This window comes from Propioniciclava sp. MC1595 (assembly GCF_017569205.1).
Taxonomy (GTDB): Bacteria; Actinomycetota; Actinomycetes; order Propionibacteriales; family Propionibacteriaceae; genus Propioniciclava.
Window position 1 is genome coordinate 148,801 of record NZ_CP071870.1, and the last position, 19,700, is coordinate 168,500.

Below are 19,700 nucleotides of genomic sequence, written 5' to 3' on the forward strand. Positions count from 1 at the left end.
GTCAGCTTCCTCCGTTCCCTCTCGTACGTTCGTTCATCCTAGCCAGCGGATTGCTGGCGACGGCCGGTATCTCCTGAGCCGCCACGCTAGTGATCAGAGTCAATGGCTGGCTACTGGACAGCCGCCGATCGGCTGCCAGTGAGTCCGCCGTTCAGATGGAGATCTTGACCTACGTGGAGAATGGTCGAGTTCCTCCCCTCCCGGTCGTCGGTCATCTCGGCCACCAGTGACGCAACGCGGCGCGGGTGGTCGATGTAGGGGCGTCCGGCCTTGTCGACCTGGCAGGCGTGCGCGGCCGTCGCGATGCGCTCGGCGGTGGTCACTGATCGAACAGCACCTCGACCGCACGGGCGTGACCACGTTCGTCGACACCGACGGCCTGATCCGGTGCAGTGGTGAGGCGGGCAGGACGCTACTGGACCTTCACCCCGGTTACATCGCCCGCAAGGCGGCCACCGCACTGCGTCACGGTGACGAGACCCTGTACTGGATCATCCTGTCGACGTTCCAGAACCGGGATGACTCCAACAGGGAAGTGGCGCGATCCGGGGAGGTCTGCACGGAGTGTTGGATCGAGCGCTCCCTGACTGGAGCGTGTGCCTGTTGAAGGGTCGCGTGGTCGCCGATCATGTGGTGGTCGTGAGCCGCTTCGAGCATCGCGTCGCCCATGCGCCCACCCGATCGTTCAGGGTGGCTAGCGTCGCATCCGCAACCCCGCGAACGTCATCCGCCGCGCACGAGGTGGCGACGGCGTCCGGGATCTGTGTTGCCATGGTCTGTACCTCCTCCAGCACCCACTCCTCGGGCAGCGTGAGTTCGGCAGCGAACAGCCGCCAGTTGCCGACCGAGATCTCGTCCAGTCGATCCTCGCCGCCGACGGCCATGGCCAGGTGCGTCGCCTCGGCGGCCGCACCGAAGGTCAAGGTGCTGTTCAGATCGTAGAGGGGTGCCAGGCGGACGTCCCCGGGGGTGATCAGGAGCGAGTAGTTGCGGGCGTGGGCATCAGAGCCGCGCATGAGGTAGTTGAAGATCACCGCGCGCGCGAAGGTTTCCACATCGCCCGGGGCGGCCTGCCCGAGCAGGTCGGCGCACGCGCGCACGCCCAAGCCACCCTGCGACTCGTACTTCCGCCCGGGGTCGAGGCCGCCTGCCTGGCAGAGGTCCTCCTGGTGGATGCGCCACCACCGTCCTTCGGCGAGCGCCCGATCGTACCGCTCCACGCCGATGACCCGTTGGCCCCCGAACTCGGCGATGAACGTGTGGGCGGTGGGCAACCCGAGTTCGGCGGCGGTGCGCATCGTCGCGACCTCGGTGACGTCCTGGTCCTCGAGGCCGGGGATCGCCGGCTTGAAGATGTGCGTCGATGGCTCACGTCCGCTGGGGAGTGCCCACGTGCCGTAGACCTGCCGCTGCAGGGCGATCTTCGCCTGGGCCCCAGCGAGGGAGAAGCGTCCCGTGCCGTGGGTGGCGTCATGGGGGAGGGCGTCCATGCGTGCCGCCGAGATGAGGCCGGCCACCTCGGCGTCGGTCAACGGCGTCAGCCCGCCAGGGTCGGTCAGCACCGCCGCCAGCCGATCCTCCCGGACGAACTGGGCAGCACCCGCAACGTCCTCGCCGATGTGGGCGAGGAGGCTCTCCGGGTGCAGGTCCGTGATCCCGAAACGGGCGCGCCAGCGGATGAGCAGGCGTTCACGGTCGGGCAGCAGGGCCCTCAGCCACCACGACACCGGACGCCCCCGGTGCCGTGCCTGCGTGAGCGGCATGCTCAGCGAGAGCGGAGCGTCGACTCCCGGGTCGAGACCACTTTCGTAGCGCAGCCGCACTCGGTCGCCACGGCCCTCAACTCGACCGATCACGCGCCCGTTCATCACGACGTGCAGCGCGGTCATGGCCGCTTCTCGTAGCGAGAGAGGATGTCGGAGGCGGTGGGCAGCGTCGGACGCTCCGGGACTGGTCGCCCTTCGCGGTGTGAGCCTGCGAGCGTGACGTCCAGGGCCAGGGCGCGGAGGACGCGCAGCACCATGTCGAGGGGTGCCGACGCCTTGTCTCCGGCTTCCAACCCGACCAGCCACTGGCGGCCGACGGCTGCATCGGCGGCGAGCTCGGTCTGCGACAGGCCTTGGGCCAGCCGGGCCTCACGCACGAGATCACCGAGGGCTGCGGCCGCATGGATCCGAGGTGTCGCCATGCGGCGACAGTATCACGTTGTCGTCATTAGGCGACAGGTGCAGGGGTGCTGGCCAGTGGGAGGTCAGGGTTGAACCGCACGCACCCGGTTGCCGCGGGGCTTGTGCTCAAGCTCGACCAGACCGAGCTCTTCGAGAAGCGGCGACAGTGCATGGTGTAGCTCGACGTGCCCGCCGCTGTGGTGAGCTGTCACGGATCCTCAGGTTTCCGGTTCCGGCCATGGGGGGATCCTCGCACGCGCGTGGATCAAGCTGTAACACCTACTGCAACATCAATGTTGCAGTAGGTGTTACAGCTCAGGTGAGTGACCATGTCGCGCGGGGGTCTCGTTTGGACGTGCCCTGCCACGTGACCAGTCCCTCGGCTGCCAAGGCGCTGAGCGCGCGCGTTGCCGTCATCCGGGTGATGCCCGCCGCATCCGCCAACTGCCCCGTGCCTGCGGGAGCGCCGATCAGACGCAGCGTGTCCAGTACGCACCGGGAGCTGGGCGTCAGGCGGGCCAGAACCTCTGGCGGCACCGCATCGGTGGCCAGCAGGGTCAACCGGACGCCGCCTGGGGTCTGCGTGTAGATCGGGTCGCTGAGCCCCCGTCGGCGCATCTCCTCGAACATGCGCTTGATGCCTTCACCGAGTTCGCGAGTCACCCCCATGTCCGACAGCACCCGCGCGATCCGCGGGTTGCGTGCGAAGCGGGAGATCTGCAGAGGGTGGCGCGGATCGGCGAGGCCCGGGAACCGTCCTGGAGAGAAGATCTCGAGGCGGTTGGGGAAGATCTCAACCCGGATGTGGTCGCCCATCATGCTGTAGGAGCGGTGGACCACTGCGTTGACCAGGCCTTCCAGCCATGCTGCCTTCGGGATGCGGTGGGTCGGTTCGAACAAGCCGCTCTGTGCCAGTTGGCGCCACTTGGGCATCAGTCGATCCATCAGCGCAGATGCTCGCTCGATCTGCTGTGGCAGGGAGCCTTCGAGGCGGTGGTCTCCGTCCTCCTCCAATGTCATCCCCGCGCCGACGCCGCGCTCGGTGTCACCGAAGCGAAGAATGCGGACGAACGCGCTGGGAAACTCCCTCTGGGGCCGCTCGTCGAAGAGCTCGCCCCTAGACTGACCCGCATGGCCGGTCCGACGGGGAGCGCGCTTGCCGCTCAGCGCACGGCGCAGTCGCCGGGCCTCAAGTTGCTGCGCGCCGACCTCATGCCCGTCCTGGTGGCGGTCTTGGCTCGGAGGTTCACCGACCACCGCGCGCTGCCCTACGCCGAGTTCTTGGCCTTGGTCACCGACGACCTTGACGAACTCCGTGACGCAGGCTTCCCTCTACCACAGACGGCTCAGCAGTACGTCGCGAGCTGGATCCGCGACGGCATCCTCATCCGCCGGCCCACCGAGAGTCGAGACGAGACGGTCGAGCTGTCCCGTTCGGCGGCGGACGCCGTCCGGTTCGTCGCCGCGGTCGAGCAACCCCGGTCCAGCGTGACCTCCTCGCGTCTCGCCAACGTCACCGACCTGCTGTCGACCTTGGCCCGCGACTCCGACCCCGTGCCGACGAGCCGGCTCGAGGCACTCAGAGCCCAGCGGGACGTGCTTGAGGCTGAGATCGCCCGGGTCGAGTCCGGCGAGTTCGAGCCGCTGTCGGATGCTGCGGCGTCCGAGCGCCTGCGAGAGATTCTGCGCCTCGCCGAGGAGGTGCCCGGGGACTTCGCCAAGGTCGCCGACGACCTCGACCACCTCAACCAGGCACTGCGCGAACAGATCATCAACCACGAGGGGTCGCGGGGTGGCGTTCTCGAGCGCGTCTTCGCCGGCGTCGATGTCATCGAGGAGTCCGACGCCGGACGTACCTTCACGGCTTTTCACCGGCTGTTGCTCGACCCGGGCCTCACGGACGCGTTCGACGAGGCCGTGGACGCCGTCCTCCAACGGTCCTTCACCCAAGTACTCGCCAGCCAGGACGCGGCGTTCCTGCGCCAGTTCCTCACCACGCTCCAGCGTGAGAGCGCCCAAGTGCGCCAGACGTTGACCAGCTTCTCCCGCAGCCTGCGACGCTTCGTCGAAACCCAGGAGTACCGCGAGCACAAGCGGCTCGCGGCCATCATCGACCGGGCTGAGCAGGCCGCGTTCGCGGCCCTGCAGGAGCTGTCCCCGATTCACCCCACCGGCCGAGAGATCGACCTCACGTCGGTTGCGATCAGCTCGATCGGTTCGTGGAGCCTGCACAACCCTGCCGACCTGCGCTCGACCGCCGAGGTGCTCGCGCACGACTCCGGGGACCTCGACATCGAGCAACTCCGCGCACTAGTCCGCCTCACCGAGATCGACTTCCCCGAGTTGCAGCGGGCTGTGGCGGCCACAGTCGTCGACGTTCCAGCACCCACGGTGGCTGATGTGCTGGCCCGGTTCCCCGCGACACAAGGGTTGGCGTCCGTGGTCGGTCTGTTGCTGCTCGCCACCGAACATGCCACGCGCGCCGCCGGCGACGAGGTCTGGACCTGGACCTCGCCCACCGGCCGGATGAAGAGTGTCAGGGCGCCCCGCTACGTTTTCGGTGAGGTACCCCAGCACTGGAGCGAGCCATGACGATCCAACCCGCCCCCCGGCGTGCGGCTGAGCAGGTCGACGAGTTCGATGACGATGCGCGCGAACCGGTGGAGGACCACGGCGAGCTCTCGCCGGCCACCCGACGCGTGCTCCTCGCCCTGATCCGTGGCCCCTACCTGCGCTCGTCAGCCGGCGACGGGCGTTTGTGGAACGCGCTTGTGCGCGATGAGGCCCACGTGCGCAGCCGCCTCGCCGACCTCTACCTCGACCTGGTGCTCGATCCCGGGGCCGGGCTCGCGTTCGTCCGTAACCTCGAGCTGGAGGACGCCCCCAAGGTCGTCCGCAACCACCCCCTGACGCTGCTCGACACTGCCCTGCTGCTGTTCCTGCGGCGGCGTCTCCTGGCCCAGCAGGGCACTGACGTGCGCACCTTCGTGGGCCGTGACGAGATCGAGGACCAGTTGCGCAGCTACCGCCCCGCTGACCTCGCCGACAAGAAGGGCTTCGACGACCGTATCGGCGCGGCGGTCAACAAGATGAAGAAGAACTCGGTGTTGCTTCCCACCGACGACGAGGAGCGGTGGGAGGTCTCGCCCGTCCTGGCCCTCGTGTTCGGTCCCGACGAGGTGGCGGCTGTCACCCGCGAGCTCGAACGGCTGGTGGCGTCGTGAGCCAGCACCGACTACGCCGCGTCCAGCTGGTCAACTGGGGCACCTTTGACGGCGCGTGGTCGTTCGACGTCCCGCGCAAGGGGCTGCTGCTCACCGGCCCGTCGGGCGCGGGAAAGTCGTCGGTCCTCGACGCGATGGCATCCATCCTCGTCCGTCCCGCGCGGCTGAAGTTCAACGCGGCCGCCCAAGGGACCGAGACCGGTGACCGCGAGCGTAGTCTGGTCACCTACGTGTTGGGTGCCTACAAGCGCGAGACCGACACCGAGACGGGTGAGGTCGGGACGGCCTTCCTGCGCAAGGGCCCAACCTGGAGTGGTGTGGCCCTCACCTTCGACGACGGTCGGGGCGCCCTCACCACGCTCCTGCGGCTGTTCCACCTGCGCGCTGGCACCGTGAGCGGTGCGGACCTGAAGTCGATGTTCGTGCTCGCGCCCGAAGAGGTCGACCTGCTGTCCCTCCAGCCCTACGCGAAGGACGGTATCGAGAATCGGCGCCTCAGCCAGGTCTCCAGTGGCTGGGATGTGTTCGGAGCGGACGCCTACACCGGATTCGCGAACAAGTTCCGGCGCCGGCTGGGGTTGGGGTCGGAACAGGCGCAGGTGCTGCTGCACAAGACCCAGTCGGCGAAGAACCTGACCAACCTCGACTCGCTGTTCCGCGACTCCATGCTTGATGAGCCCGACACCTTCGAACTCGCCGAGCAAACGGTGGGCCAGTTCGAAGAGCTCACGCTCGCCCATGCCGCTGTCGTTGACGCCCGCCGGCAGGTCGAAGCCCTCACCCCTCTGCGGGGTCTCGGTGACGACCACGCGGCTGCCCTGAGCTCGCTCCGCCGGTTGACCGACGAGGGGGAGCACCTCACGACGTGGCTGACCGGGCGCAACCTTCTCGAGGTTGAAGAAGACCTGGCTCGTCAGCGCCCGGCGCTGGGGCGGTTCAAGACCGAGTTGGGTGAGGCAGAGGCGCGTTGGGAAGCTGCGGAGAGCGGGCGGGTCGATGCCCAACGTGCGCTCGACGGCTCGGCGGGTGCAGAACTCGGGACACTCGAGGAACTCCTGAGCACGCAGCGGGCACAGCTCGCGGAGCGCCGCGAGAAGGTCGCCGCACTGACCGCGACCGCGGCCTTCCTCGGGCTCGACTGGCCTTCGTCCGCGGCGGACGTCGAGCGGTTCCAGACCACGTTGTTGGCACTTGCTGACGGGTTCGAGGACGAGCAACGCGATCACCAAGCGCGGGTGTACGAGCTGCACCAACAGCACGGGGAGGCGCGGCGACGCAGGGACGCCGTGAATGCTGACCTCGAAGCGCTCCGCAGGCACAGATCAAATCTCGACCCGCGCCTGCTGGCGACGAGGCAGCTCCTCGCTGACCGGCTCCAAGTGGCCGAGTCGACGCTGCCGTTCGCTGGCGAACTCATTCAGGTCAAGCCCTCCGAGTCGGCCTGGAACGGCGCCATCGAGCGCGTGCTCGGGTCGTTCGCCCGTACCCTCGTCGTTCCCGAGCCGCACTACCTCGCCGCCGCGGAGGTCATCGATGGCCAGTACCTGGGCGCCCGGTTGGTGTACGAGAGGGTGGCGACCGATCGCCCATGCGCGGATGACTGGTCTCCCGACGAACCCTCACTGTTGGCCAAGGTCGACCTCGCCGAGGGCCCCTACCGGGATTGGATCGCTGACCGGCTGCGCCGGCGGTTCGACTACGCGTGCGTCGACCATGTCGCTGAGTTCCGCCAGCACGATCGGGCAGTCACGCGGGCCGGCCAGGTCAAGCACTCGGCCACCCTGCACGAGAAGGACGACCGGGGGCGCGTCGATGAGCGGCGCCGCTGGGTGCTCGGCTTCTCGATCGAGGCGAAGGAGGCCGAACTCGTCAGGATCCAGAGGGACGCCGAGCGCGACGTCACGGCTGCCGTGCAGGAACTCGACGAACTGGGTCGTGGCGATGCCGACCGACAGCGGCGTCGCGATGCGCTCGCCCAGCTCGACCCCATCGCATGGGGTGACCTCGACCTGGCCGTGCTGGAGAAGAGACTGCACGTGACGCAGGGGCGCCTCGCTCAACTGCGCAGCGACCACCGTGACGCGCCGGCCCTCGAGCTGGCGCTCGAGCGAGCCAAAGCGGCGGTCGAGGATGCAGAGGCGCTCCGACGCACCCTCGCCGGGAAGTACGACGAGGTGGCCCGGACCGTCCGCGACCTGGACATCCGGGTCACCGACCTCACGGCGGAGCTTGAGGGTGCCGAACCCGTCCCCGACGCGGTGGCCGCGCAGCTGAAGGCCGCGGCGTCCGAGTTGGCGGTGCGGCCCGAGCGGCTCGAAGCGGCAATGCGTGAACAGCTCGGTCAACGCCACGCCGAGGCCGACCGGCGCCGGTCCTTGACCGAGCGTCACATCGTTCGCCACATGGGCGCATATCGGAGGGAGTGGTCGAACCAGGCCGCCGACTGGGGTGAAGAAGTCGAGTTCCTCGCCGAGTATCTGGAGCGGCTCGGATCGCTTGAGCGCGACGGACTGCCGACCTTCGAGAAACGGTTCTTCCATCTGTTGGGAGAGCAGACTCGCAACAACATCGGGCAGCTCTCGATGAAGATCCGCAGCGCGCGCCGCGAAATCCGCACGCGGGTCGACGAGGTCAACAAGTCGCTGCGGCTCACCGAGTTCTCGCCCGGGGGCCACCTGCAGATCGACGTGCGGGACCGGGCGCTGCCCGAGGTGGAGAAGTTCCTGGGCACGCTCACCGCCATCACAGCTGACTCGATCACCGACGTCTTCGCCTCCGACGACCCCGGAGATCGGACGGCGGCCGAGGAGCGGTTCGCCTTGATGAAGGGCATCCTCGACCGTCTCGGTTCGGCCGACGAGAAGGCGTGGCGTGAGCGCTGCCTGGACACGCGGCAGCACGTGCAGTTCCAGGCCCGGGTGCTCGACGCCGATGGTGGCCAGCTCGACGTCTTCACGGGCTCGGGCGGGCGGTCGGGAGGTGAACGCCAGAAGCTGGTCACCTTCTGTCTGGCCGCGGCCCTGCGCTTCCAACTCGCGCCAGCGGGGCAGGCCGAGCCGGAGTATGCGCTCGTGGTGATCGACGAGGCGTTCGACAAGGCCGACCACCGGTTCACCCAGGCTGGTTTGGAGGTCTTCAGGACATTCGGCTTCCAGCTGCTGCTGGCAACCCCCATGAAGATGCTCCAGACGATCGACGACTACGTCGGCGGCGTCGCGATGGTGACGAATGACTCGGGCCGGCGCTCCGCGATCCACCAGCTGGCGTTCGAGTCCGATGAGCCGCTCGATGACGTGGACGAGGTCGTCCAGGACGCGCTGCTATGAGGTCGGCGGGCGAGTTCCGCGCATGGGCAACCAAGCAATGGCGGGCGCACTGGCCGGGCTGGCTCGCCGGGACGAACTCACCCCGGTGGTGGCCGCTGCACCCGCCGACCGAGACCACCATGTCCGGCGATCCGGACGCCGTGGCGAACTGGGTCGGCGGTTGGCAGCGGCAGGCGCGGGCCGACGGCGTGACGGTGCAGTGGGTCGAGAAGCAGTGGCGGGCCCACGGCGCCCAACACCTGCCGGCGCGCGCCACAGCCACGCCCGCGGCCATGGCCCGGCTGGCAGGCGATGGTGACACCTGGAGTCGCGCATCTCTAGCGGCCGAGCGCGTGCGGGCGGCCTGGCCCGACGCAGATCTCGCCGAGGCGGTACGGGTCTCAGCCAGGACGCTGGGTCGGATGGAAGAGCCTGACGTGGTCCGCCTGCTGGCCGTTCTGGGTTGGCTCGCCACGCACCCCGAGTCGGGACTGTGGGAACGAGAGCTACCGGTGCCTGACGTCCACACCAAGTGGGTCGAGCGGCACCGCAGTGCCGTGGAAGCACTGGCGAGCGCCACCACGGGGAGCGAAGGCACCGGTTTGCGCCGCACGCCTGTTCGTTTCCGGGTGCGCACCCTCGACCCCGAACTGGACACCGGGGTGGCGGACTTCGCCGTCGACATCGTGGAGTTGTCGAAGCTTGCGTGGGCGCCCGCCCACGTGCTCATCTGCGAGAACGCCACCACGATCGGAACCCTCTCACCTCTGCCGGGGGTGGTGGCGGTCCACGGCATGGGCTTCGCGGCCCCCTCACTTGCTGAAGTCGGCTGGATCCAGAGTGCGCACCAGTGGTACTGGGGTGATGTGGACACCTATGGGTTCCAGATTCTCGGGCACGTCCGGGCGATCCTTCCGGAGGTGCGCTCACTCCTGATGGATGTGGCCACCCTTGAGGAGTTCATGACGCTGGCTGTCTCCGAACCACGCCCGTTCCGAGGCGAGATGGGCTATCTCACCGCTGCAGAACGGGCAGCACTGGCGCGGGTCAGGGTCAGCGATCGGCGCTTGGAGCAGGAACGCATCCCACGGCAAGCGGCCCACCGCCAAATCCGTGCAGCGATGGGTCTCTGACGCCCGCGCAGCTGCTACTCGACGATAACGCCAGCTCAGGCGTCTCCCCTGTGGTCAGCCCGCGAGCGCCTTCACCAGGTCGGCCTCGATCTGCGCGGGCTCGACGGTGGGCGCGTATCGCCGCACGACGCGACCCTCGCGGTCGACGAGGAACTTGGTGAAGTTCCACTTGATCGCGTCGCCCAGCAGGCCGCCGGTCTCCTTGCGCAGCCACTGGAACACCGGGTGGGCGCCCTTGCCGTTGACGTCCACCTTGGAGAACATCGGGAACGAGACCCCGTAGTTGAGCTGGCAGTGCTCGGCGATCTGCGCGTCGTCGCCGAACTCCTGGTTCATGAACTGGTCGCTCGGGAACCCCAGCACGACGAGGCCGGCGTCGGCGTGCCGCTTGAACAGTTCCTCCAACCCGGCGAACTGGGGAGCCAGGCCGCACTTGGACGCGGTGTTCACGACGAGCACGACGTTCCCGCGGTAGTCGGCCAAGCTCCGCTCCTGGCCGGTGATGGTCGTGGCGGTGAAGTCGTACAGGGTCGGCATGCTGATCCTTCGTCGTCGAGGTGCGCTGTCCTCCTCCCCAACACCGGAACCCGCGAGTTTCGTCCCGGTTCCTGGCGGCGTCCTCCGCTGTGCGAGGCCCTCAGTGGAACGGACGCGGGGAGCGCCCGGCGATCATCGCCCACAGCAGCGGCGCCGCGGACAGCCCCATCAGCCACCGACCCAGCACGGGATCCGTCCCGAGCGCGACCGCGCCCGCGAGCAGCAGTGCCGCGAACACGAGCACCCCGTTCGTCCCGCGGGCCGTGCGGTTGAGGCGCTCCACCTGGGCCGCCACCCGTGGCGTCCGCACCGTGAGCTCGCCCCGCTCGGCGCTGGTGAGGACGCGGTCGACCCGTCCCGGCAGCGCCAGGAGGGTCCGGCCGAGGTCGGCCGCCTCCTTGACGATCCGGTCCACGGACAGCCCGCCCTCGCCGGACACGAGTGTGGCTGCGTACGGCGTGAGCACCGCCCAGACGTTGAAGCTCGGCTCCAGGCCGGTCGCGACGCCCGACAGGATCCCCACCGATCGGCCGAGCATCAGCATGTCCTCGGGCACCTGGAAGGGCAGTTCGAAGACCAGTTCGCGGAACTGCCGGGCGAACTCGATCATCTCCTCGGGGGGGACGTTGACCAACTCGTCCATGCTCATCCCGCCGAACCGGGCGAACACCTCCGTGGACGCCCGCTCGATCAGGTGCATGTCGGCGCCGGGAAGGATCACGTTCAGGATCTCCATCGACCGCACGGCACGGGCACCGTCGCGCAGGCCGACGGAGATCAGCGCTTCGGTCAGGCCCTCGCGGAGGTTCTCGGGGACCTCGCCCATCATGCCGAAGTCGATGAAGGTGAGCTTCCAGGCCGGCTCGCCGGGGGCGGGGTCGGTGATCGGCGTGACGAACAGGTTGCCGGGGTGGGGGTCGAGGTGGACGAAGGAGTCCTGGAAGATCTGTTGCAGGTAGCTCTCGACCAGCACGGTGGCGACCTGCCCGCGATCGATCCCCGCGGCGGTGATGGCGGCGTGGTCGGCGATCTTGATGGCCGAGACGTCCTCCATGGTCAGCACACGACGGCTGGTGAGTTCCCACACGATGCGCGGGACCTTGACGCGCGGGTCGGCGGCGAAGTTCTCCGCGAACCGCTCGGCGTTGGCCGCCTCGGCGAGGTACTCCACCTCGTTCAGCGAGGTGTGAGCGAACTCCTCGACGAGCCCCGGCACGTTGGCCCGCGACGCGATGGGGCGATAGCGGGTGAGCCACCGACCGACCCGGCGCAGGGCGGCGAGGTCGACCTCGATCACCTGCTGGATGTGCGGCCGCTGGATCTTGACCACGACATCGCGGAACCCCAGTTCGTCCGCGTCCGCGTCGCGCAGCCGGGCACGGTGCGCCTGCCCCAGGGACGCGGCGGCGAGCGGTTCCTCGTCGAACCAGGCGAAGTGCTCCGACAGGGGACCCCCGAGCTCGGCGGTGGCGACGGAGAGCAGAGCGTCGAGTTCCTCGGCGGGCACCTCGTCCTGGAGGCCCGACAGCTCGTTCGTGATGGACCGCGGGAGCACGTCCAGTCGGGACGACAGGAACTGGCCCAGCTTGATCATGAGCCCGCCGAGGGCGATGGCCAGCACGCGGAAGCGTGCCGCGGTCCGCTGGAGGCGCTGCTCGCGCGTCCGCTCCGCGAGCCGGCGGAGCCCCAGACGGGGGCCGACCACCTCCCACGCGATGAAGCCGAAGACCACCCGACCGAAGAAGAGGACGATGCGCCAGTAGCGCAGGCGTAGGGTCGATTCCTTCATGCGTGCTCCGCGTCGGTCGGGGGCGAGTGGCGTCAGTCCTGGGCCAGGAGGCTGTACAGCTTCCGGCGTGCCTCGTCGAGGACCTCGGTCGCGCTGGCGCGCTGGCTCTCCGAGGCCGTTCGGGCCACCTGGAACACCGCCTGGGCCAGGCGGGCGGCCGACTGCTGCAGGGCCGTGCGGTCGGACGTCGTCCCGGCGGCCTCCTCCCACGGAGCGCGCTGCCCACCGAGGCCTGCGGCAGCCGCGGCGCCGGACTCGGTCAAGCGATAGACCTTCTTGCCCTCGGAGTGCTCCGAGTCGATCAGGCCCTCATCGGCGAGCATCTGCAGCGTGGGGTAGACCGACCCCGCGCTGGGGCTCCACGCGCCGCCGCTGCGGTCCGTGATCTCCCGAATGATCTGGTAGCCGTGCATGGGCTGCTCGGTGAGGAGCAGCAGGGTGGCCGTCCGGACGTCGCCGCGTCGGGCACGCCCGGCGCCGGCAGGGGGAGCGTCCTGGAGCCCGATCAGGTCCATGAGTTGCTGGAAGCCACGGCCGCCTGGGCCATGGGCGTGACGATGGTGCATGGTGTCTCCTAACGACATATCGCGACCTGTCGCCATTCTAGGCGAGGCAGGCAAGCGCCATGGACAACTCCCCTGGCCAGGGGTGAGGATCGACCATACAGAGCATCTGGATGGCCACGCACACGATCACGGTGCCGAACCCGGGCCCGCTCGACGACACGCACCACGACGTCGTGGTCGTCGGTGCGGGGATCACCGGCCTGACCACGGCGGCGCTCCTCGCGCGGGCGGGCAAGTAGGGTCCTCGTCCTCGAGGCCCGCCAGGTCGGTGCCCTCGCCACCGGCAACACCACCGCGAAGCTGTCGCTGTTGCAGGGCACCGTCCTCTCCGACATCGCCGCCCACGCCGGTGACGACCTCCTCCGCGCCCACGTCGAGGCCCAGCGCGAGGGGCAGGCGTGGCTCGTCCGCTTCATGGACGACCGCGACGTCCCGTACCAGCGCCGCGACGCCTACACCTACGCCACCACTAAGAAGGGCGACAAGGCGCTCCGCGCCGAGGCGGACGCCTGCGCCACGGCCGGGCTGCCGGTCACCTGGACCGCCCCCGCGGAACTGCCCTTCGCCGCCACCGCCCTGACCCTGCCCGACCAGGTGCAGCTCCACCCGCTGCTCGTGCTGGACGCCCTCCTCGCCGACCTCCGGTCCCACAGCGGGACCGTCGCCGAGGGCGTCCGCGTCACCGGCGCAGACGTCGGCCACGGCAGCGTCCGGCTCACGACCAGCGGCGGCCCTCTCACGGCCGACCGGGTCGTGCTCGCCACCGGCACCCCCATCCTCGACCGGGGCCTGCACGCCGCCCGCCTGGTGCCCTCGCGCTCGTACGCCACCACGCACCGCGTCCCGGGTGCGATCCCGCAGGGGATGTACCTCAGCGCCGACGACCCCAAGCGGTCGCTGCGGACGGTGCCGGTCGGCGACGAGGAGCTGCTCATGGTCGGCGGGAACGGGCACGTGGTGGGGCGCTCCGACTCCGAGGCGGACGCGGTGGCCGACCTCGGCGCTGCGCGACCGGACGCCGACCCCCGCCGCCGCCCTCGGCACCGTCGCGCCGAACATCCAGATCGCGGCCGAGCTCGCCAAGGACTGGGTGGCGGCCGAGCTGCGCGCCGTCCCCGACGAGCCCCCCGCCGAGGGTGAGGGCGTCGTCGGACGCGGTGCGGGCGGCCTCCCGGAGGGCGTGTCCACGGTCGCGGGCCGCACCTGCCGCGTCCGGGCGGTGTGCACGCACCTGGGCGGGGTGCTGCGCTGAACGACGCCGAGCTGTCGTGGGACTGCCCGCTGCACGGCTCGCGCTTCGCCGCCGACGGCACCCGGCTGGAGGGACCCGCCGTCGAGGACCTGGCCCTCACCGAGGAGGGGTGAGCCCCCTCACTCCACGATGACGCGCTTCTCGCCGAGCCTGATCTGCTTGGCCAGCAACGCCCGGGACAGCTGGTAGGGCCCACACGCGCACCCGGACTGGAGCTCGTCCGGCACCGTCGGGTCGTCGCCGGCGTCCAGCAGGTAGAACCAGTCGCGTCCCTCCTCGGAGCCGGTGGAGCGGCTCACGGGCAGGTCCTTGCGGCCGCGCCCGCGCGAGGTGAGGACCGAGCGCGCTTCGGGAGAGGCGCCGTGGTCCGGCGCGACGGCCGTGCGGGGCATCGGAGTGGCACGCCTTCTCGGCGGCGTCTCGGTTCTCGCCGTCCTTGGATACACGTACGGAAGAGGGGCACTTGCGGGACGTACGAGCCTGATGGACTACCTTGGATTCTTCACGAACTCGACGAGCCTGCTCGCTTCGCTCATCTTCATCGCTTGCGGCGTGGTGGGAATCCGTGGCCTGCGGCGCCCCTCATGGCTCGACGAGCAGCGCGCCGTTGCCGTGTCCTGCGTGATCCTGGTCGGCGTGGGATACAACGTTCTACCCGGCGTCGGAACCGCGCCCGGGTGGGTGAGTACCCTCCTTCACGCCGTCGTGCCCATCGTCGTGACCCTCGACTGGGTCCTGGTTGGCGATCGCCCAATGCTTCCATGGCGAAGGCTGTGGCTCGTGTTGCCCTACCCCCTCCTCTGGCTCGCGATGATTCAGTACCGTTGGGCGACCGATCAGTGGGTGCCCTATTGGTACGGTGCCCTGCCCTCGTTCCCCTCGCTCCCATCGCTCCCCTCGCTTGGCCCGGCACCGGCACCGGCAACCTCCCCGACGGGGGTCCTCTCGGCCGTCCCGTCGCCGTCGGTCTCGTCTTCGCGATCATCGATCCCGGCCCTCTGAGCCCACACGAGCAGCGCCACGCCGGCGATGACCATCGGCACGCAGAGCCACTGGCCCATGCTCATGCCGAGCGAGAGGAATCCCAGGTGGGCGTCCGGCTCGCGGAAGAACTCGCCGATGAAGCGCAGGATGCCGTAACCGAGCAGGAAGGCGCCGGCCACCTGGCCGCGCAGGCGGGGTGCGCGTGCGTAGAGCCACAGGATGACGAAGAGCAGAACGCCTTCGAGGAGAGCCTGGTAGATCTGCGACGGGTGGCGGGCCACCGCGCCACCCGTCGGGAAGATCATCGCCCACGGCAGACCCTCGGGCGCCTCGCGCCCCCACAGCTCGCCGTTGATGAAGTTGCCGATCCGGCCGGCCGCGAGGCCGAGCGGGATCGTGGGGACCAGGAAGTCGCCGAGCTGCAGGAATGGGCGGCCCTTGACGCGCGCGAGGAGGGCGAGCGCGAGGATCACGCCGAGCGCCCCACCATGGAAGCTCATCCCGCCGTCCCAGATTCGGATGATGTCGAGCGGATTCGCGAGGTAGTAGGCCGGGTTGTAGAAGAAGCAGTACCCGAGCCGGCCGCCGAGGATCACGCCGAGGATCGAGTAGAAGAGGACGTCGTCGATCAGCTCCGGCGTCCACGCGGAAGGCTTCGTGATCGAGCGGTAGGGCTCGTGGTGAAGCCGGCGCCGCATCAGCACGTACGCGATCGCGAACGCGAGGAGGTACATGATGGCGTACCAATAGATCGGGCGTCCGAACACGGTGATGGCCACCGGGTCGATGTCGGGGAACTGCAGGGCGAAAGGGCTCACGTCGTTTGGTCTCGCACGCGACGGCCACCCGAAGCATGGCGGAGCGCACCGCGCCCACCATCATGAGCCCGACGGCGTCACGCCCAGTCCGCGGGCGCCTCTCCTTCGCGCAGGTACCCGGTGATGACCGAGTAAAGCCTCTCGATGTCTTCGGGAATCATCGTCTCGAAGAAGGCGAAGGCGTGGATCATTCCGCTGGCGATGAGGAGGCGAACGGGAGCTCCGGCCCCGGCCGCCCGTTCCACGTACGTCTCGGCCTCGGACAGGAGAGGATCGTACTCGGCGGCGATGACGAGGGTCTCGGGCATCGCCGCGTCGAACGGTCCCAGGGCGGGCGAGGCGGCCGCGCGGTCCGTCCCCTCCGGGAAATAGTTGTCGAAATACCACGCGACGCGCTCCGCGGACAGGAAGTAACCCCGCCCGAGCCTCTCCATCGAGGGGCCGCTCATCGTGTAGTCGAGGCTCGGGTAGATCAGCACCTGGCGGTCGATGGGGGACTCCCACTCGCCGCGGGCAACCCGCTGGGCGATCGAGGCGAGTTTCGCGCCGCCGCCCGAGTCCGCCACGGCGTGGATGCGGCCGGTGGTCGCGACGTCACCCAACGCCGTCGGGAGCGCGCGAAGGACGCGGTACGCCTCTTCGAGGCCGCAAGGGTACGGGGCCTCGGGTGCGCGCACATAGTCCACCGAGACGACCACCATGCGGGTTGCCGCAGCCACGCGGCGGCACTGGAAGTCGTAGACGTCGAGGTCCCCGGCCATGTGGCCACCGCCGTGGATGAAGTAGACGACGTCGCTCGGGACTCCGGGGGTGGGCACGTACACGCGCACGGGAACGCCGTCGATCTCGCGATCGGACACGTCGGCGACTTCGATTGGTGCGGCCGCGAACTGGTTCAGGCCCGCGAGCGCGGCCCGCGCGGACTCGGGGGTGGGGACGAATCCGGAGGCGGCCGCCTGGTCCACCAGCGGGTTCAGCTCGTCGAGATACGCGCGAAAGGCGGGGTGGAGGCTCATGCCGTAATCTCCTCGGAGAACGCGTTCTGCGCTTTGAACCAGCGCCAGATGAAGAAGGTGCCGATCAGGAACGACGCCTCGGCGATGACGATGAAGATCATCGGCGCCACGGAGACCGGCACGTTCGAGCCGGGAATGAGCCCACCGGTCGCGTCCGCGATCCACGCGAAGATCTGGATGATGAACACCGATCCCGCGTAGCTGACGGCCCAGAAGATGGAGAACGTCACGGCGATTTGGCGGGGCGTGACGCCGGGGCGGATGAACGCCGTCTGCACGAAGAAGGGCATCGGGAAGAAGATCACGAAGCCAAGAATCACGCCGATGAGCACCTCGAGGCGGTGGCCCGCGAGCGCCAGGACGCTCGCCGCCGCGATCACCTGCGCGAGGGCGCTCCAGACGACGATCACCGGCTTGAGGCGGTCCTCCACGCGGGCGGAGACCACGGTACCGGACAGGGCCCCGACGATTCCCGCGTAGATGACCCAGCGGATCGTCGAGGGGTCCATGAACGTGAACGCCACGATGTAGTAGGACAGCAGGCCGGTGTAGGCGAGCGCGAACACCCAGTTGAACCACTCCTTGAAGCCGTCCGCCATCGTGTAGGAGTGATCCACCGCGGCCTCTTGAGCCTGCTCGGGCTTCAGGACCAGCTTCGAGACCACAAGCCAGGTGACGAGAAGGATGATGGACAGCGTCGCGGCGATGACGACGGCGATCGTCGGACGCCCGCTGAAACGCACGCCAAAGGTGATGGCCACGGCGAGGCCCGTGTTGAATGCCACCGAGCCGATGCCGTTCGCGATCTGGAGATCGCGCCCCGTCAGTACCTTCGCGGCGATCGCGGACCCCATCACGACCATCAGCGCGCCGCCGAGGCCCATGACGAACCGGATGAAGAAGACAAGCGGAAACGCCTGCGTGAGCGAGACCAGACCGCCGAAGACGATGAGGGCACCGGCCAGTGTGTACGCCTTGCGCGTACCGAGCTGCACGATCACGTTGGCGGCCACGATCGATCCCACCACCTGGGCGAGCGTGATGGCGTTCGTCATCACGGCGGTCCGCGAAGCGGAGAACCCGAGGCTCGTGACGTACATGTCGCCCCAGTTCCACGCGACCGCGAAGAGCATGTAACTGGTGAACGTGGTGGCGACCAAGAGGACTTTCTTGGTGGTTCCCAGATCGGCGTAGGGGTGGGCCGGGGCCGAATGGGAGGTGGAGACGTCAGGCATTCCGAGCCCTTTCAGAAGGTCGTCGCGTTCGACGGCGGGTGAGGGCGCCGCCCGATCGCCCGGCTCTTCTTGAGCGTGCGGATCGACGCGACGTCTCATCTTGGCACGCGCGTGAGGAAACTTCTGACGAGTGTCGTATTGAGTTTTCGTGTGTCGCGGGAGCCGGCGGGAATCGCCGCTTGGGCGAGGGTTCCGCGGGTGGAGGTTATCGTGACGTATGACTTCTCGCGCGGCACGCAGACTGGCGCTCGTTGCGCTCGCGATCGGCGTGAGTGGGTGCGGCGGGGACGGCGATACGGGCGTCGAGTACCCTCCAACGCACGGCGTCTTCGACTACCAACTGGGCGGGGCATACGGCCGGATCTCCACCCCGGACGGCGAGAGTCGGATCGACATCGTGGTCCGAGATTCGACGGAAGAGCCGCTCGTCGGCGCCTACAACGTCTGCTACATCAACGGCTTCCAGACCCAACCCGGAGACGAGGCCGTGTGGCTCGGCGAGCGGGCGGATGCGCTCCTCCTCGACTCCGCCGGGCGTCCCTTGATCGACCCGGATTGGCCGGACGAGTACGTCCTCGATCCCTCGACCCGCGAACAGCGCGAGGTCATCCTTGGCGCCGTCGTGCCCCTCGTCGATGCGTGCCGTGAGGCCGGGTATGACGCCGTCGAGATCGACAACCTCGACACCTGGACGCGCTTCGCTCGGATCGATCGTGACGGAGCGATCGCGCTCGCGCGGGAGTACGTGGACGCTGCCCACCAAAGGGGCCTCGCGATCGCCCAGAAGAACGCCGCGGAGTTCCTCGGCGTCGAGATCGGCTTTGACTTCGCGATCGTCGAATCCTGCGCCGCGTACGACGAATGTGGCCTCTACGCGTGTCGTAGACCGACCCCAGGTGATGGCCCTCGCTGCAGTGCACGGCCACCCTCGCCTTCTCGCTCGGGCTCGGCCCAGCTTCTCGAAGGCCTCTCGTGCGGCCCGCTCACGAATCTCATGGTTGGTGGCACTCATCCTGAGACGGTACGGGGCCACCTGCCGCTCTGCAATGGGGGTCAGTCAGTCGTCTTGAGCAATGCGTGCTCCTGGCCCTGCGTGTGGCGCCGGACACGTTCCGCAAACTCAGGGCACCCTGCCTTCTTGAGTCGGGCGGGCAGATTGGCGCTTCCGGTCTTGGAGAACCAGTACTGGTTCATGCTCAGCGTCGCCGCCCTGATGAGTTCCGGTGCGGAGTCGTCCAAGAGCGTCAGGAACGCATCTGGATGGAGCACGTCGTACGGGGCGGTGTCCTCGTCCCAGACAAAATCGGAGACGTTGCACGTGAGGAGGATCCCCGCCCCGCAGGCTACCGCTGCGGCGTGCACATGGGCGTCGAGTGGATCTTTGCCCTGGTAGCGCTCGTCCATGGGGAAGCTCTCGACACGTCCCACCTCGAAGGTCGACTGGAGTAGGTCTCGGATCCGCGTGATCCGTCCACCATCCCAGGCGGGATGCTTGCGTCGAAGCGAGTAGAGCACCTCTGCCATGACGTCTTCCGTCCACCGCACCTCGAACGGCGGTGTCTCGGGAAGCGTGTACAACCTTCCCACCCAGTCTCGAAGCGTCCGTGAGTACCAGACGTTCGCGTCGACAAAGACAACCATGGTTCCCGGGGCGGGCATGCGCTGAGCCTAGC

The 19,700-nt window shown here is 68.7% G+C and carries 20 protein-coding genes and 3 pseudogenes; 10 read left to right on the forward strand and 13 right to left on the reverse strand.

What is annotated here, in order from left to right:
* Positions 1–110: 110 nt before the first annotated feature.
* On the reverse strand, positions 111–323 hold the full coding sequence (locus tag J4N02_RS00620; protein ID WP_208091053.1) for a hypothetical protein: 213 nt from the start codon (positions 321–323) through the stop codon (positions 111–113).
* A 29-nt stretch (positions 324–352) separates the two neighbouring features.
* Between J4N02_RS00620 and J4N02_RS00625 the strand changes: the two genes are divergently transcribed.
* On the forward strand, positions 353–607 hold the full coding sequence (locus J4N02_RS00625) for a hypothetical protein (RefSeq protein WP_188333769.1): 255 nt from the start codon (positions 353–355) through the stop codon (positions 605–607).
* A 19-nt stretch (positions 608–626) separates the two neighbouring features.
* Here J4N02_RS00625 and J4N02_RS00630 read toward each other — a convergent pair whose 3' ends face one another.
* The 4 genes from J4N02_RS00630 to J4N02_RS00640 all read right to left on the reverse strand — a co-directional run bounded on the left by J4N02_RS00630 (position 627) and on the right by J4N02_RS00640 (position 3,113).
* On the reverse strand, positions 627–1,889 hold the full coding sequence (locus tag J4N02_RS00630; protein ID WP_188333768.1) for a type II toxin-antitoxin system HipA family toxin: 1,263 nt from the start codon (positions 1,887–1,889) through the stop codon (positions 627–629).
* Entirely contained in the window at positions 1,886–2,188 is a 303-nt protein-coding gene (locus J4N02_RS00635) for a helix-turn-helix transcriptional regulator (RefSeq protein WP_188333767.1), read from the reverse strand. The genes J4N02_RS00630 and J4N02_RS00635 overlap by 4 nt, the downstream gene beginning before the upstream one ends.
* Before the next feature lie 63 nt (positions 2,189–2,251).
* Positions 2,252–2,380: a DUF6855 family protein gene (locus J4N02_RS17255; protein ID WP_375539346.1), complete on the reverse strand. Its 129-nt coding sequence runs from the start codon at positions 2,378–2,380 to the stop codon at positions 2,252–2,254.
* Positions 2,381–2,483: 103 nt separating this feature from the next.
* A complete protein-coding gene (locus J4N02_RS00640) occupies positions 2,484–3,113 on the reverse strand; it encodes an ATP-binding protein (protein ID WP_223202469.1) in 630 nt (209 codons plus the stop codon).
* 186 nt (positions 3,114–3,299) lie between these two features.
* Here J4N02_RS00640 and J4N02_RS00645 point away from each other — a divergent pair, with 186 nt between their 5' ends.
* From J4N02_RS00645 to J4N02_RS00660, 4 genes are read left to right on the forward strand one after another with little or no spacing between them, the layout of a single operon-like run.
* Positions 3,300–4,760, forward strand: a complete 1,461-nt coding sequence (locus tag J4N02_RS00645) for a DUF3375 domain-containing protein (RefSeq protein ID WP_188333765.1) — start codon at positions 3,300–3,302, stop codon at positions 4,758–4,760.
* A complete protein-coding gene (locus J4N02_RS00650; RefSeq protein WP_182818553.1) occupies positions 4,757–5,392 on the forward strand; it encodes a DUF4194 domain-containing protein in 636 nt (211 codons plus the stop codon). The genes J4N02_RS00645 and J4N02_RS00650 overlap by 4 nt, the downstream gene beginning before the upstream one ends.
* On the forward strand, positions 5,389–8,718 hold the full coding sequence (locus J4N02_RS00655; RefSeq protein ID WP_188333764.1) for an ATP-binding protein: 3,330 nt from the start codon (positions 5,389–5,391) through the stop codon (positions 8,716–8,718). Before J4N02_RS00650 ends, J4N02_RS00655 begins: the two co-directional genes overlap by 4 nt.
* Entirely contained in the window at positions 8,715–9,830 is a 1,116-nt protein-coding gene (locus J4N02_RS00660) for a Wadjet anti-phage system protein JetD domain-containing protein (protein WP_188333763.1), read from the forward strand. Before J4N02_RS00655 ends, J4N02_RS00660 begins: the two co-directional genes overlap by 4 nt.
* A gap of 54 nt (positions 9,831–9,884) precedes the next feature.
* Here J4N02_RS00660 and J4N02_RS00665 read toward each other — a convergent pair whose 3' ends face one another.
* The 3 genes from J4N02_RS00665 to J4N02_RS00675 all read right to left on the reverse strand — a co-directional run bounded on the left by J4N02_RS00665 (position 9,885) and on the right by J4N02_RS00675 (position 12,722).
* A complete protein-coding gene (locus tag J4N02_RS00665; RefSeq protein WP_188333762.1) occupies positions 9,885–10,367 on the reverse strand; it encodes a glutathione peroxidase in 483 nt (160 codons plus the stop codon).
* 100 nt (positions 10,368–10,467) lie between these two features.
* A complete protein-coding gene (locus tag J4N02_RS00670) occupies positions 10,468–12,156 on the reverse strand; it encodes an AarF/ABC1/UbiB kinase family protein (RefSeq protein ID WP_188333761.1) in 1,689 nt (562 codons plus the stop codon).
* A 32-nt stretch (positions 12,157–12,188) separates the two neighbouring features.
* The gene (locus tag J4N02_RS00675) at positions 12,189–12,722 is read right to left on the reverse strand and encodes a PadR family transcriptional regulator (protein ID WP_223202468.1); all 534 of its coding nucleotides are present in this window, start codon (positions 12,720–12,722) and stop codon (positions 12,189–12,191) included.
* A gap of 110 nt (positions 12,723–12,832) precedes the next feature.
* On the opposite strand from J4N02_RS00675, the gene J4N02_RS00680 reads away from it, so the two are divergent.
* From J4N02_RS00680 to J4N02_RS00690, 3 genes and pseudogenes are all read left to right on the forward strand, one after another.
* Positions 12,833–12,961, forward strand: a complete 129-nt coding sequence (locus J4N02_RS00680) for an NAD(P)-binding protein (RefSeq protein ID WP_208091055.1) — start codon at positions 12,833–12,835, stop codon at positions 12,959–12,961.
* Positions 12,962–13,004: 43 nt separating this feature from the next.
* A pseudogene (locus J4N02_RS00685) lies at positions 13,005–13,862 on the forward strand (NAD(P)/FAD-dependent oxidoreductase); the annotation flags it as partial.
* 81 nt (positions 13,863–13,943) lie between these two features.
* Positions 13,944–14,087 carry a hypothetical protein gene (locus J4N02_RS00690; protein WP_182817412.1) on the forward strand — a complete coding sequence of 48 codons (144 nt, stop codon included), beginning with the start codon at positions 13,944–13,946 and terminating at the stop codon, positions 14,085–14,087.
* Positions 14,088–14,093: 6 nt separating this feature from the next.
* Here the strand turns inward: J4N02_RS00690 and J4N02_RS00695 are convergent, their stop codons facing one another.
* The gene (locus J4N02_RS00695; RefSeq protein ID WP_182817414.1) at positions 14,094–14,366 is read right to left on the reverse strand and encodes a hypothetical protein; all 273 of its coding nucleotides are present in this window, start codon (positions 14,364–14,366) and stop codon (positions 14,094–14,096) included.
* A 91-nt stretch (positions 14,367–14,457) separates the two neighbouring features.
* Here J4N02_RS00695 and J4N02_RS17260 point away from each other — a divergent pair.
* A pseudogene (locus J4N02_RS17260) lies at positions 14,458–14,769 on the forward strand (Pr6Pr family membrane protein); the annotation flags it as partial.
* Between the two features lie 53 nt (positions 14,770–14,822).
* Here J4N02_RS17260 and lgt read toward each other — a convergent pair.
* The 3 genes from lgt to J4N02_RS00710 all read right to left on the reverse strand — a co-directional run bounded on the left by lgt (position 14,823) and on the right by J4N02_RS00710 (position 18,126).
* Complete coding sequence (gene lgt / locus J4N02_RS00700) at positions 14,823–15,776, reverse strand: prolipoprotein diacylglyceryl transferase (protein WP_243760834.1); 954 nt, start codon at positions 15,774–15,776, stop codon at positions 14,823–14,825.
* 77 nt (positions 15,777–15,853) lie between these two features.
* Complete coding sequence (locus J4N02_RS00705) at positions 15,854–16,792, reverse strand: alpha/beta hydrolase (protein ID WP_188333760.1); 939 nt, start codon at positions 16,790–16,792, stop codon at positions 15,854–15,856.
* Positions 16,789–18,126 carry an MFS transporter gene (locus J4N02_RS00710; protein WP_188333759.1) on the reverse strand — a complete coding sequence of 446 codons (1,338 nt, stop codon included), beginning with the start codon at positions 18,124–18,126 and terminating at the stop codon, positions 16,789–16,791. The genes J4N02_RS00705 and J4N02_RS00710 overlap by 4 nt, the downstream gene beginning before the upstream one ends.
* A 118-nt stretch (positions 18,127–18,244) precedes the next feature.
* Here J4N02_RS00710 and J4N02_RS16650 point away from each other — a divergent pair.
* Positions 18,245–18,844: pseudogene (locus tag J4N02_RS16650) on the forward strand (endo alpha-1,4 polygalactosaminidase); the annotation flags it as partial.
* Between the two features lie 236 nt (positions 18,845–19,080).
* On the opposite strand, the gene J4N02_RS16655 reads toward J4N02_RS16650, so the two are convergent.
* Entirely contained in the window at positions 19,081–19,686 is a 606-nt protein-coding gene (locus tag J4N02_RS16655; RefSeq protein ID WP_220492199.1) for a PIN domain-containing protein, read from the reverse strand.
* Between the last annotated feature and the right edge of the window lie 14 nt (positions 19,687–19,700).